At 71.2% G+C, this 12,367-nt stretch carries 12 protein-coding genes; 4 read left to right on the forward strand and 8 right to left on the reverse strand.

All coding sequences use genetic code 11. The features are described from left to right. Positions 1–10 precede the first annotated feature (10 nt). From HNR02_RS09105 to HNR02_RS09120, 4 genes are all read right to left on the reverse strand, one after another. Positions 11–649 (reverse strand): response regulator, encoded by a 639-nt coding sequence (locus HNR02_RS09105; RefSeq protein WP_179772717.1) that lies wholly within the window; start codon positions 647–649, stop codon positions 11–13. Next, positions 646–1,782 (reverse strand): MacS family sensor histidine kinase, encoded by a 1,137-nt coding sequence (gene macS, locus HNR02_RS09110; protein WP_179772718.1) that lies wholly within the window; start codon positions 1,780–1,782, stop codon positions 646–648. Before macS ends, HNR02_RS09105 begins: the two co-directional genes overlap by 4 nt. Beyond that, the gene (locus HNR02_RS09115) at positions 1,779–2,954 is read right to left on the reverse strand and encodes an AI-2E family transporter (RefSeq protein ID WP_179772719.1); all 1,176 of its coding nucleotides are present in this window, start codon (positions 2,952–2,954) and stop codon (positions 1,779–1,781) included. Before HNR02_RS09115 ends, macS begins: the two co-directional genes overlap by 4 nt. A 213-nt stretch (positions 2,955–3,167) precedes the next feature. Beyond that, complete coding sequence (locus tag HNR02_RS09120; protein ID WP_179772720.1) at positions 3,168–3,386, reverse strand: hypothetical protein; 219 nt, start codon at positions 3,384–3,386, stop codon at positions 3,168–3,170. A gap of 106 nt (positions 3,387–3,492) precedes the next feature. On the opposite strand from HNR02_RS09120, the gene HNR02_RS09125 reads away from it, so the two are divergent. The 3 genes from HNR02_RS09125 to HNR02_RS09135 all read left to right on the forward strand — a co-directional run bounded on the left by HNR02_RS09125 (position 3,493) and on the right by HNR02_RS09135 (position 8,219). Next, positions 3,493–3,933, forward strand: coding sequence for a hypothetical protein (locus HNR02_RS09125; protein WP_179772721.1), 441 nt, complete (start codon positions 3,493–3,495; stop codon positions 3,931–3,933). Positions 3,934–4,208: 275 nt separating this feature from the next. Further along, positions 4,209–5,138 carry a hypothetical protein gene (locus HNR02_RS09130; RefSeq protein WP_218902743.1) on the forward strand — a complete coding sequence of 310 codons (930 nt, stop codon included), beginning with the start codon at positions 4,209–4,211 and terminating at the stop codon, positions 5,136–5,138. Between the two features lie 192 nt (positions 5,139–5,330). Continuing rightward, entirely contained in the window at positions 5,331–8,219 is a 2,889-nt protein-coding gene (locus HNR02_RS09135; protein ID WP_179772722.1) for a beta strand repeat-containing protein, read from the forward strand. A gap of 65 nt (positions 8,220–8,284) precedes the next feature. On the opposite strand, the gene HNR02_RS09140 is transcribed toward HNR02_RS09135, so the two are convergent. Beyond that, entirely contained in the window at positions 8,285–9,049 is a 765-nt protein-coding gene (locus HNR02_RS09140) for a dioxygenase family protein (protein ID WP_179772723.1), read from the reverse strand. A gap of 123 nt (positions 9,050–9,172) precedes the next feature. Here HNR02_RS09140 and HNR02_RS09145 point away from each other — a divergent pair, with 123 nt between their 5' ends. Continuing rightward, a complete protein-coding gene (locus HNR02_RS09145) occupies positions 9,173–9,544 on the forward strand; it encodes a hypothetical protein (protein ID WP_179772724.1) in 372 nt (123 codons plus the stop codon). An 8-nt stretch (positions 9,545–9,552) separates the two neighbouring features. Here the strand turns inward: HNR02_RS09145 and HNR02_RS09150 are convergent, their stop codons facing one another. The 3 genes from HNR02_RS09150 to HNR02_RS09160 form a co-directional block, all read right to left on the reverse strand. Beyond that, complete coding sequence (locus tag HNR02_RS09150) at positions 9,553–10,296, reverse strand: alpha/beta fold hydrolase (protein WP_179772725.1); 744 nt, start codon at positions 10,294–10,296, stop codon at positions 9,553–9,555. A 26-nt stretch (positions 10,297–10,322) separates the two neighbouring features. Next, the gene (locus HNR02_RS09155; protein ID WP_179772726.1) at positions 10,323–11,543 is read right to left on the reverse strand and encodes a cytochrome P450; all 1,221 of its coding nucleotides are present in this window, start codon (positions 11,541–11,543) and stop codon (positions 10,323–10,325) included. Positions 11,544–11,622: 79 nt separating this feature from the next. Then, positions 11,623–12,300, reverse strand: a complete 678-nt coding sequence (locus HNR02_RS09160) for a TetR/AcrR family transcriptional regulator (RefSeq protein ID WP_179775806.1) — start codon at positions 12,298–12,300, stop codon at positions 11,623–11,625. Positions 12,301–12,367 lie beyond the last annotated feature (67 nt).

A 12,367-nucleotide genomic window follows, 5' to 3' on the forward strand; every position in this document is an offset into this window, starting at 1 on the left:
GGGGAAATCCCTAGTCTTTGTCGAGCCCGTGCTCGATGGCGTAGCGCGCCAGTTCGACGCGGTTGTGCAGCTGCAGCTTCCGCAGCGTCGACTGGACGTGGTTCTCCACGGTCCGGTGCGACAACACGAGCCGTTCGGCGATCTGCCGCGCCGTCAGGCCCTTCGCGACCAGCCGCAGCACGTCGGTCTCCCGCTCGGACAACCGTGGCACCGCCTCGCCCGGCGCCTCGGCCATCCGCCGGTACTCGCCCAGCACCAGGCCGGCCAGCCCCGGCGTGAACACCGGGTCGCCCTCCGCGGTGCGGCGCACGGCCTCGACCAGCTCCTGCACCGACGCCGACTTCACCAGGTATCCGGAGGCGCCCGCCTTCACCGCCTCCAGCACGTCGCTGTGCTCACCGCTCGCGGACAGCACCAGCACCCTCGTGTCCGGCAGGTTCGTGGTGATCTCGCGGGTCGCGTCGACACCGGAGGTGCCCGCCAAGTTCATGTCCATCAGCACGACGTCGGGTCGCACCGCCGTCGCGATGCGCACCGCGGCGGTCGCGTCCGGTGCGGTGGCCCGGACGTCGAACCCGTTCTCACCCAGGTCGCGTGCGACGCCGTCCCGCCAGATCGGGTGGTCGTCGACGACCATCACACTGATCATGTCCTCGGCACCCGGATCTCCCATTCGGTCCCCTGCCCTGGCGCGGTGTCCAACGCGATGGTGCCACCCAGCTCCCGCACGCGTCCCCGCATCGAGCGAACCACGCCCATCCGGCCCTCGGTTACGGCGTCGGCCAGCCGCCCTTCGGCGATGCCCTCGCCGTCGTCGCGCACCGTGACGACCACCTCGCCGCCGACGTCCTCCAGCAGCACCCACGCCTTCGCCGCCGCACCGGCGTGCTTGTCGACGTTCGACAGGGCCTCGCGCACGACGGCGACCAGTTCCGAAGTCGTGCCCGAGGGCAGGTTGACCTCGCCGGCGGGGGTCGCGACCTGCACCTTCGAGGACGCCAGCAGTTGCAGCGCCGCCCGCAGATCGGTCTCGCCGGTGCTGTGTCCCTTCGGCCCGGTGGTGACCAGCGCGCGCAGCGCGATCTCCTGCTCACCAGCCAGCTCGGCGAGTTCGGCCGCTTCGCCGCCCAGTTCCCCGCCGCGACGGCGGACCCGCGCGAGCACCTGCAGGACGCTGTCGTGGATGTCGCGTGCCAGCCGCTCCCGCTCCGTGGTGGCGGCCTCGGTGCGCAGCGCCTCGGCGAGCACGGCCGCGGACTTGCGCGCGGTCGAGGCGCTCATGCCGATCAGCAGACCGCTCGCGACCAGCAGCACCCCGTCGCGCGCGACATCGAGCGTGAAGCCCTCCCGTGCGAGGCCGGTCGCCGCCGCCACGACCAGGCCCGCGGTGACCCCGCCGACCCCGCCGAACCGCGTGCCGGCCGCGACCGGCGCGCCCGCCACCCAGACGGTCGTGATCAGCGGGGCGACGGCCGCGTTCTGCGCGTCCGTGAGGATCAACGGGGAGGTCAGCATCAGGACGCAGGTGACCAGCACGTCGGCGAGGACGAACCAGCGCCAGCGCCACCGCAACGCTTCCCGCGCGTAGACGGCCGCGGTCGCGACCGTCCACAGTGTCATCGCGCCGAGCACGGTCCAGGCCAGCCACGGCCGCTCGTAACCGGCGCTGTGCACGATCACCGCACCGTAGGCGAACAGCAGGGTCAGCACGCGCAGGCCGATCGTGCCCCACCACAGCGGGGTGGCGGGTTCGCGCGCGGTGGGCCCGAACCGGCGGCTCACGGCTTCTTCGGTTCGCCGGACTCCCCGTCGTCACCGGGTCCGGCGTTCGGAGCGGCTTCGATGTCGTGCAGCACGTCCACCTCGGCCGGGTCCGGATCGCTCTCGTGCAGCAGTGAGCGGACGCCCGCGTTGACGATCGACATCAGCGGCACGGCCAGCAGCGCACCGGGGATGCCGTAGACGACCAGGCCGGCCGCGATGCCCAGCACCACGGCCAGCGGGTGCAGCTTGACCGCCCTGCCGAGCAGCAGCGGCTGCAGGATGTGGCTCTCGAGCTGCATCACCGCGATGAGGACGGCCAGCACGATCAGCGCGGTCACGAACCCCTTGGTGACCAGCGCGACGAGCACCGCGACCGCGCCGGTGACCACGGCGCCGAAGATCGGGATGAACGCGCCGAGGAACACCAGCGTGGACAGCGGGATCGCGAGCGGGACGCCGAGGATCGCCAGGCCGATCCAGACACCGACGGCGTCCACGACCGCGACCGCGGCGGTGGCCCTGACGAACGCGACGAGCGAGGCGAACCCGCGCCGTCCGGCGACGTCGACGCGCTGCCGGACCTGGGCCGGGATGCCCAGCATCAGCCAGGTCCAGATCTTCTCCCCGCCCGCGAGGAAGAAGATCGTGACGAACAGCGTCAGCACGAAACCGGTGAGGATCTCGCCGACCGTGGTCGCGGTGGTGAGCGCGCTGTTGGTGAACGCGGCCTGGTTGTCCTGCAGGAAGCTGATCGAGTTGTCGAGGAACTCCTGGATCTGCTCCTGCTTGAGGTGCAGGTCGTTGATCAGCCAGTCCCTGATCTGGTTCAGGCTGTTGCTGACCTGGCTGGTCAGCGCGGGCAGTCCGTCGCTGACGTTGATGACGACGAACGCCAGCAGCCCGCCGAGGACCGCCAGCCCGCCGATCAGCACGATCGCGGTTGCCAGCCCGCGCGGCACCCTGACCTGCACCAGTCGCGCTACGGCCGGGGCGAGCAGCGCGGCGAGCAGCAGCGCGATCGCCACCGGGATCACCACGACCGACAGGTAGGCGAGCAGCTGCAGGACGAGATACGCGGCGGCGGCCACGACGAGGAACCGCCAGCCGAACGCGGCGCTGACCCGGAGGCCGCGCGGCACCACCCGGTCGTCGTCGAGGAATCGGTACTTCGGAGGTTGCGGCTCGCTCACGCGACCACCCTAGCGAGCCGGACGGACAGGGCAGGGCAACGCGCTCACGGGATCCGCGACCGCTCTCGTCACACGATCAGGCGCTTGATCATCATCGGATCAGCGCAGGTTCCGTCGGTATGTCAATCTTCGTCAAGATCGACATGCGCGACCGCGTTGACGAGACAGCGCGGTGAGAGGAGCCGGACTTCTCCATGACGCGACGGACGACCGTCACGCGAACGCCGCCGCATCGCGCGTGCGTCGCCGAACCTCATCCGAAAATGTCTCAATTCGCCTCCGGTGGTCGTCGAAGAATGCCGACGAGCTGATTTCACCGGCCCGCTCGCCGGAATTTCCGTAATGTTTCCACGGTGGCGATAAGGCTGCTCTGAGCAGCGCTTCTGCTGTCATCAAGCGGCTATTCGTGCTGCCCGGAAACGGTTTCTTCACACTTCCGGGTCACCCTTCTGGAAAATTCCTTCATTCCACGTTTAACGTCATTTTCGACGGGAGTGCGTGGAACTTCCGGACGAACGAACGAACGCAAGGAGTGCAGATGTTCAGCAAGTTCCGCAAGACGACGGCCGCGGCGGTGCTGGTGGGGGCCGGCCTGCTCGCGATGGGCTTCAGCGGCACCGCTTCGGCTTCCGAAGGCGTGAGCTGCCCGGCCCAGGTGCCGTCCCACCCGACGGGTGCCGACTACGTCAACGCGTGGAACCAGTCCGGCGCGTGCTTCGGCGCCGGTGCGGCGGGCCTGGCCAGTTCCGCGTGGGCCGGCGCGATCCCGTCGATCGTCCAGGGCGCGGCGGGTTCGGTGGGCATCCGCGACGACAGCGGGCTGACCGCTCCGGTGGAGGTGCCGTCCCACCCGACCGGTGCCGACTACGTCAACGCGTGGAACGAGTCCGGCGCGCTCGCCGGTGCCGGCGCGGCGGGTCTGGCCAGCTCGGCGTGGGCGGGTGCGATCCCGTCGATCGTGCAGGGCGCGCTCGGCTGACTTCCCTTGGTGCGCCCAGGATCCCTTGTCTCCTGGGCGCACCGGGGCCCGGCCGGGCGCGATCACTTCTCGTGACATCCGACCACACCGGGTGTTCTTCACACGATCGTGCGATCAAGTCGTGTCGAGGGTGCGAGAGCGGCCGGAATTTTGGTTACCTCGACTGCGCAAGCGGTTCACGTATCACTACGAACGCGTTTCACGCGCCGCTCGGCGGGGAACGACCGCCATCAGCTTTTTTCGACAGGAGAACGGTGTTGCAGGCACACGCGGCCATGAGCAGGGGCACGGCGTCCGCCGTGCGCTGGCTCGTCCGCGCCCTGCTCGTGCTCGCCGGTGCCGTTCTCGGCACCGCGGCCGCCTGGCTGCTCGGCGACGCCACCGCCTCCGCGACGCAGCTCGCCCCCGCTCCTGTCGAGACCCCGCAGGACGGTGACGTCGCCACCCCGATCACCGACCGCGTGATCGGCGCGACCGACGACCTCACCTGGGGCGCCTCCGACCTCGTCGGCAACGCCACCGCCACCGTGCTGGAGTACGGCATGGACGGTGGCCCCGCGGACCCGGCGCGTGGTCAGACGGCCGCGGCGGACATGCGCCAGACCGTTCACTCCTTCACCCGCGACGCGGTGCTCCGCCCGGTCGAGCGCACGCTCGGCACCGCCGAGCACATCGGCCGCAAGCCGCAGGACGCGCCGCAGGTGATCCGCCAGGCGCTGACCCCGCCGCAGACCGTGCCCGCCATCCAGAAGGTGTGGGACATCCTGCGCCCGTCGGGCAAGGGCCTGATCAAGCTGCCCGCGCTCGGTGACGAGGCCGACGGCCAGGTGGCCGCCCCGCCCGCGCCGCAGACCCCGCCGGTGGCCGTGGCCGACGCCGTGATGGGCCCGGTCGCGAAGGCCGTGCCGCAGACCGCGCAGCGCGGTCACCACGAGGTCACCTCGCACAACGGCGATGGTGCCCAGCACGACGGCGCCCAGCGGGACGAGTTCCCGTACCCGCCGCTGCGCGGACCGCTCGCACCCGCGGGTGTCCCGCTCGTCCCCGGTGGCGCCGCCGCCGGCGGGCACATCGACGGCCTGCTGTTCGGCGTTCCCGCCGGCGGCCCGGCCGTCCGCGGATCGGACGACCGCACCGCGGTCCGGTTCGCCTTCCGGCACACGCCGGTCCAGCCGGGCGAGCAGCCCGGTGTCACTCCTGACTGATCCTCGCGCGGGGTAGCTCGCGCGGAATCGGTTCCGCCGTCCTCTTCTTCGGACCGGCGTTGCGCGCACAGCACGAGCACCCCGCTTTCCAGCCCTCGCGGGCTTTCTCACCCATGCCCGCGATTCCCGGTGCTCATTCGCGCACCGACCTCAAGCCCCGCAAGGGAACCCGAAGAAAAGGAGAACACCTCGATGCAGACCTGGGCAAAGCGCGGAATTCAGACCGCGCTGGTCACGGGTGGCTTGCTGATGCTGGGTACCGGCATCGCATCTGCCGACGAGAACGTCAACCCGGACAGTCCTGCCGGTCCGCTGGACGTCAACGTGAGTGTGCCGATCGACATCCAGGACAACGCCCTGGGCACGCTGGGCAAGCAGGTCAACCTTCCCGAGGTTCACAAGGAGATCAGCACCAAGCCGGTCACCGACGCGGTGAACAAGGCCGCGGCCCCGGTCAGCAAGACCGGTGCGCTGGAGCCCGCCGCCCCGGCCCTCGGTGCCGCCAACGGCGTGGTCGCCAAGGCCACCGACGCCACCACCGGTGTGGCGCAGCGGGTCGGCCAGGCCACGCACCCCGGTTCGCAGCGCGCGACCGCCACGCAGGACGCACCGTCCGTTGTGGACAACGGTGACGCCTTCCACGGCAACAAGGTTTCGGTGAACGCGGCCGCGCCGATCCTGATCAGCGGCAACGCGCTCGGTGTCCTGGGCGACGCCGCCGTCGAGTCGGACGCCGAGCAGACCTACGAGCACAACTCGGACGTCACCACCGACGGTTCGCACGGCGGCCTCGCCGGCAACGTCGTGGCGCTGGACTGGGCCCTGCCCGTGCAGCTCTCGGGCAACGCGCTCGGCCTGGTCGGCAGCGGCCACACCGCCGGCAGCGCGACGCAGTCCGCGGAGACGTCCGGCGACGTCGTCACCGACGGCACCAACGGCGGCCTGGCGGGCAACGTGATCGCCCCGCAGGGTGCGACCCCGGTGCAGGTGTCGGGCAACGCGCTGGGCTGGTTCCTCGGCCACGCCGAGACCGACTTCGAAGGCTCCAGCGAGGCGGAGTCCGGCGGCTCGCTGGAGACGCACGGCTCGAAGGGCGCGGGCAGCGGCAACGTGGCCGGTGTCCCGGTGGCCCTGCCCGCCAAGGTGTCGGGCAACGCCATCTCGTGGGGCGGCGACGCCGACGTCCCGGCCGGCGCGTACGACGCCGAGGCCGAGGCAGGCGGCACCGCCGACGGCCCGCGCGGCCCGAGCTACATCCAGACCGACGGGGACGACTCGTTCCTGGCGGGCAACGTCGCGCAGCCGCAGCCCGCGGTTCCGGCGACCGTCGCGGGCAACGCGGTGTCCTGGATCGGCAACTCGTTCGTCGCCGGTGGCGCGGATCGTCAGGTCGGCGGCGTGGAGCTCGGCAGCGAGGCCGTGGCCGGTGGCACCACCAGCACCAGCGGTGAGAACGCGGCCGGGTCCGGCAACATCGCCGACGCCCCCGTCGCGCTCCCGGCCGAGGTGTTCTGCGTCGGCGGGACCTGGATCGGCAACGCGCACGCCAACGGCTGCGACAACGACACCGAGGCCATGGCGGGCTCGGACACCTTCACCTCCGGCAACGGCAGCTTCCTCGGCGGCAACAGCGTTTCCGCTCCGCCCGCGGGCACCGTCGAGGTGTTCGGCGTCGGCGGTTCGTGGATCGGCAACGCCTCGGGCAGCGCGACCGAGACGAAGGACGTCAAGGCCGGCGGCTACACCGGCACGCTGGGCAACGACTCGGCCGGTTCCGGCAACGCCGTGCAGGTCCCGGTGGCCGTGCCCGCCGAGATCTTCGGCGTCGGTGGCTCGTGGATCGGTCAGGGGGCCGGGGAGGCTTCCGAGACCAAGACCGTGACCTCCGGTGGCGACGGCAACACCGAGGACGACAACGCCGCGGCCAGCGCGAACCTGGTCCAGGTGCCGGTTTCGGCGCCCGTGCAGGCGTTCGGCATCGGCGCGGCCTGGATCGGCCAGGGCGCGGGCGAGGCCACGACCGACACCACGTCGACCGCGGGCGGCACCGGCAACGCGACCGGCAAGGAAGGCTTCGTCGCGGGCAACCTCGGCGCGGTCCCGGTTTCGCTGCCGGTGCAGGTGCACAGCCTGGGCGCCGCGCTGACCGGCAACGGCTCGGGTGTGGCCGAGAACGTGACCGACTCGACCGCGGGTGGCGACCTGTCCACCACCGGCGAGGGCGGCTCGATCGCGGGCAACATCGTCGAGGCGCCGGTCGGTGCCGTGGCGACCGTGTTCGGTGACGCCGCGGTCCTCGGCGGTGTGGTCAAGGGCGAGGGCGTCAACGACGTCGTCTCGACCGCGGGCGGCGACGCCGAGACCAACGGTGACGGCGGCTCGATCGCCGGTGACGTGGTCGCGGCGCAGGCGCTGCCGGTGGCGCAGGTCTTCGGCAACGCCGTGAGCGGACTCGGCGTCTCGCACGCCGCCGGGGTGAACGCCACCGAGGCCAACTCGGGTGGCGACATCACCACCTCGGGCGAGGGTGGCGCGCTGTCCGGCGACATCTTCGACGTCCCGGCCGCTGTGGTGGCCCAGGTGTTCGGCAACGCCGTCTCCGCGGGCGGGGTCGCGCACGCGCTCGCCGACAACACCACCACCGGCACCGTCGGCGGCACGGACACCACGGCCGGCCCGTCGAAGGCGCTGTCCGGGATCGACAAGCAGATCCCGGTGGGTGTCGTCGCCCAGGTCTACGACATCCCGGTCGAGCTGATCGCGGTCACCAGCACCACGGTCAGCAACGCGACGGACATCTCGGTCGCGGGTCAGGAGCCGCAGATCGACCTGCCGATCACGATGCCGGAGATGGGCGCGACCGCGCTGCCGACGCTGCCCGCCCGCGCGGAGCGTTCCGCGCTGCCGGTCAACGTCCTGCCCGTCGACGCGCTGTCGGGTGCGGGTCTGCCCGCGAACGTGCAGGGCCTGCTGCCCACGGCCGACGTCCCGGCCATGGCGCAGCTGGACTCCGCCCCGACGACCGTCTTCGAGCAGGTTGATGGTTTGATGCACGGCAAGGGCATCAACATCAAGGGCTGAACGTCCCGGTGAAGAAGGGGGCCCGGGAGCGATCGCGCTCCCGGGCCCCCGTCGTGAAAGCGGGGTCAGCCGATCTGCACGGACCGCTTCGCCATGCCGTACCAGTAGCCCTCGATCACGGTGCGCGGGTTCGCGTCGTCCGCGCCGGCGCCGAGAGTGACGAACAGTGGCGCGAAGTGCTCGATGCGCGGGTGCGCGAGCGCGGCGGCGGGCGCCTTGTGCCGGAAGTCGAGCAGCGCGTCGATATCGTTGGCCCGCAACGTTTCCGCGCCCCACTGGTCGAACTCGGCCGACCACCGCGGCGGCGTGCCGTGCACACCGCCGCTCATCGCCGAGAGGTTGTGCGTGAAGAACCCGCTGCCGATGATCAGCACGCCCTCGTCCCGCAGCGGCTTGAGTTTGCGGCCCAGTTCGAACAGCTCACGCGGGTCGAGCGTCGGCATGGACATCTGGAGGACCGGGACGTCCGCGTCCGGGTACATCTCGACGAGCGGCACGTACGCGCCGTGGTCGAGGCCGCGGTCGGGCGCCTCGTGCACCTCGGTGCCGGTCAGCAGTGTGCGCACCCGCGCGGCCAGTTCCGGTGCGCCGGGCGCGGCGTAGGTCACCGAGTAGTAGCGCTCCGGGAATCCCCAGAAGTCGTAGACCAGCGGCACCGTCGTGGTGGCGCCGACGGTCAGCGGGGCTTCCTCCCAGTGCGCCGACACGACGAGGATCGCCTGCGGTTCGGGCAGGTTCGCCGACCAGTCGGCCAGCTCCCGGGTCCACACGGCGTCGTCGGCCAGCGGCGGCGCGCCGTGGCTCAGGTAGAGCACGGGGGTCGCACTCATCGCAGCCTCCATGTTTGAAAGTTCAACTACTACGGTACCCGAGGTCTCGTGCGCGCGCGATGGATCGTCCGCGGAACCGGTCAAGAGTGGTCGCGGGCCCGCCGTGGGCGCCTATCCTGAGCCATGGCGGTCAACGTGGCGATCTACCTGCTCGTCTGCGTCACGCCGCCGGTGCTGTTCTGGCTCGCGAGCAAGTCACCCGCACTGGCCGCCGCCCTTCGCCGCCGTCGCGTCCCGGCCCCGTCCGCGCCTCCGATCGAACGCCTGGCCGCGGACCTGCGCCGCGTGCACCGTTCGCTGGCGGACCTCGCGCCCGACGCCCCGATGGTGCGCCGCCGCGCGACCAACCAGGCCTACGACGCACTGCTGGCCCAGGCCTGCGCCGCGCTCGGCCTGCGGCACTGGCTGGACGAGCTGCCGGAAGGTGTGGAGCGGGACGTCGAGCGATTGCGGGTGGAAGAGGCGTTGCGCCGGGCCGGGCTGACCGTGCCCTAGCGCTCGGGTCATGCGGTGAGGAAGTCGCCGATCGCCTGGCCCAGTTCGGGGCGCGCGACGGCGCTGAGGTGGTCGCCGGGCACGGTGACGAACCGGCCGCGCGGCAGCACCTCCGCCAGGTCCGGCGCGGTGCGCCGGTGCGGATCGTCGATTCCGGTGACCACCAGGGTCGGCGTTTCGATCCGTTCGATCTCGCCGCGGGGCGTGTCGACCGAGGTGCCGAGCACGTTCAGCAGCGCCACGCGATCGCCGCGCATCTGCCGGAAGAACGCCTCCGCCCGCCACTCCTTCGTGCCGCGCTCGAACGTGCCCAGGTTGTTCAGCACGGTGCGGAAATGCGCGTTGCCACCGCTGGTGTCCAGCAGCCCGTGCAGCCCCATGCCCGCGACGACAGCCCGACGGGGCCGGGCGCCCCGCACCAGCATGCGGATCGTGGTCCGGCCGCCGAGCGAGTACCCGCCCAGGTCGTAGCCGGTCAGCCCGAGGTGCTCGACCAGGTCGGACACGTCGTCGGTGAGCACGTCGGGCGGGTAGGCGGCCGGATCGTGCGGCTTCCCGCTCTCACCGTGACCGCGCAGGTCCGGCGTGATCACGCGGAACCCCCGCTCGGCGAGGTGCTCGGCGTGGCCGTAGGCGACCCAGTTCACCCGGGACGTCGAGAAGTAGCCGTGGATCAGCACCAGCGGCCACCCTTCGCCGGTTTCCCGGTAGGCCAGCTCGATCCCGTCGCGGGCGGTGAAGTAGTGGATCATCCCGCCATTCCACACCAGCGGCCGGGCTACCGGGCGGTGCCCGTCCAGGTGACCGGGAGTTCGTGCACGCCGTAGATGTTCATGTCGGTCCGCAGCCGCACCTCGTCCGCGGGGACGGCGAGCGCGAGGTCCGGGAAGCGGCGCAGCAGCCCGTCGAATCCGGCGCGCATCTCGACGCGGGCCAGCTGCTGCCCGAGGCACTGGTGGACGCCGTGACCGAAGCCCAGGTGACCGCGGGCCTTGCGGTGGATGTCCAGCGTGTCGGGGTTGTCGAAGCGTTCCGGGTCACGGTTGGCGGCCAGCAGCGAGACGACCACCGTGGACCCCTCGCCGATCGTTTCGCCGCAGAGCTCGATGTCCTCGGTGGCGTAGCGGAAGAAGATGTCGGCGACGGACAGGTAACGCATCATCTCCTCGACGGCGTTCGGCATCAGCTCCGGGTTCGCGCGCAGCTCGGCGCGCTGCTCCGGGTGTTCCAGCAGCGCGAAAGTGCCCAGTGCCAGCATGTTCGCGGTGGTTTCGTGACCGGCGAGCAGCAGCAGGAAGGCCGCGCCGACCAGTTCCTCGATGCTGAGGTCGTCGTGGCGCGTCAGATCGGACAGGATGTCGTCGCCCGGCTCCGCGCGCTTGCGGGTGACCAGTCCGGTCAGGAACGTCATCAGCGCGTCCACCGCGCCCACCTTCTCCTCCAGCGTCTGATCCCTGACCATGATCTGCGCGGAGTTGGCCTGGAAGCTCTCGCGGTCCTCGTGGGGAACGCCGAGCAGTTCGCTGATCACCAGCGAGGGCACCGGCAACGCGAACGCCTTCACCAGGTCGACCGGCGGCGTGCGGCGCGCCAGCTCGTCCAGCTGCCGCTCGGTGATCTCGACGATATGTTCTTCCAGCTGTTTCATGCGCCGGACGGTGAAGGCGCCGGTGAGCCTGCGCCGCATCCGCGTGTGGTCCGGCGGGTCCATGGCGATGAACACGCCCGGCATCGGCGGGGACGGCTCGGTCTGCTCCGGCATGCCGGAGGTGTCGTACGGCAGGTGGATGATGCCGATGTCCTGCCGGGAGCTGAACCGGTTGTCGGCCAGGAGCTGCCGCACCGCCTCGTAGCCGGTGACGAGCCAGCCCTCGTGACCGTCCGGGAAGAGCAGTGGGCTGACCGGGCGGGCCTCGCGCAGCCGCGTGAGGTCGCGGGGCGGGTCGAAGGGGCCCGCGTCGCGCTGCATGGGAAGGCCGTTCGGAACCGTCTGGGTCATCGCTGTCCTCTCGTGGTGGTGTGGTGACCAGGTTCGCGGAGGGCGCTGACACGCGGCTGACACGAGGCCCGGGGCCGGGTCAGCGCGCGAGGCGGGCTTCGATGCCGTCGAGGAGGAAGTCCAGGCCCATCCGGAAGGTCTGGTCGGCGTCGAGGTGGACGGCGTCGTGGATGACCGCGGACAGCGCGGGGAACCGGCCACCGGCGAAGGTCCGCCGCAGGTAGGGCCCGTAGGAGACCTGCCACTGCGCCTTGTCCATCCCGGTGTTCCGCTCGGCACGCAGCTCGGTGATCTCCCTGCGGACCGCACCGATCACGTACGCGTTGACGGCCTCGATCACGGGCATCACGTGGTCCACGTCGATGCCCATCGCGGCGACCACGGCGTCTCCCCTGGCCAGCGCGTTCGGACCGAGCTGGGGACGCCCGCCGAGCAGGTCGGCGAGCCATTCGTGCTGGTGGACGGCCTGCCGGGTGGTTTCGGCCAGTGAGCGCAGCACTTCGCGCCACCCGTCCCCGGACGGCCGGATCTCGGCTTGTACCGCGTCGAGCATCAGGTCGAGCAGCTCTTCCTTGGTGTCGATGTAGCCGTACAGCCGCATCGGGCCGACGTTCAGCGCCGCCGCGACCTTGCGCAGCGACACCGCGTCCAGGCCGCCCTCGTCCGCGAGCCGGATCGCCGCGCCCACGATGCGTTCCCGGCTCAGCGGCGCCGGCGCCGGTCGCTCGGGCGGCTCCGGCCGCTCCCACACCACCATGACGAGGACGATACACAGCATGGCTCGATACGCTGTATCGTTGAAATACGTCGTATCGAAGGAGTGG

Source organism: Amycolatopsis endophytica, assembly GCF_013410405.1.
Lineage (GTDB): Bacteria > Actinomycetota > Actinomycetes > Mycobacteriales > Pseudonocardiaceae > Amycolatopsis_E > Amycolatopsis_E endophytica.

Bases quoted from the DNA above. Each gene is read 5' to 3' on its own strand.
- HNR02_RS09105 (WP_179772717.1), bottom strand. From the start codon at position 649: ATGATCAGTGTGATGGTCGTCGACGACCACCCGATCTGGCGGGACGGC.
- HNR02_RS09125 (WP_179772721.1), top strand. From the start codon at position 3,493: ATGTTCAGCAAGTTCCGCAAGACGACGGCCGCGGCGGTGCTGGTGGGG.
- HNR02_RS09130 (WP_218902743.1), top strand. From the start codon at position 4,209: ATGAGCAGGGGCACGGCGTCCGCCGTGCGCTGGCTCGTCCGCGCCCTG.
- HNR02_RS09135 (WP_179772722.1), top strand. From the start codon at position 5,331: ATGCAGACCTGGGCAAAGCGCGGAATTCAGACCGCGCTGGTCACGGGT.
- HNR02_RS09140 (WP_179772723.1), bottom strand. From the start codon at position 9,049: ATGAGTGCGACCCCCGTGCTCTACCTGAGCCACGGCGCGCCGCCGCTG.
- HNR02_RS09145 (WP_179772724.1), top strand. From the start codon at position 9,173: ATGGCGGTCAACGTGGCGATCTACCTGCTCGTCTGCGTCACGCCGCCG.
- HNR02_RS09150 (WP_179772725.1), bottom strand. From the start codon at position 10,296: ATGATCCACTACTTCACCGCCCGCGACGGGATCGAGCTGGCCTACCGG.
- HNR02_RS09155 (WP_179772726.1), bottom strand. From the start codon at position 11,543: ATGACCCAGACGGTTCCGAACGGCCTTCCCATGCAGCGCGACGCGGGC.
- HNR02_RS09160 (WP_179775806.1), bottom strand. From the start codon at position 12,300: ATGGTGGTGTGGGAGCGGCCGGAGCCGCCCGAGCGACCGGCGCCGGCG.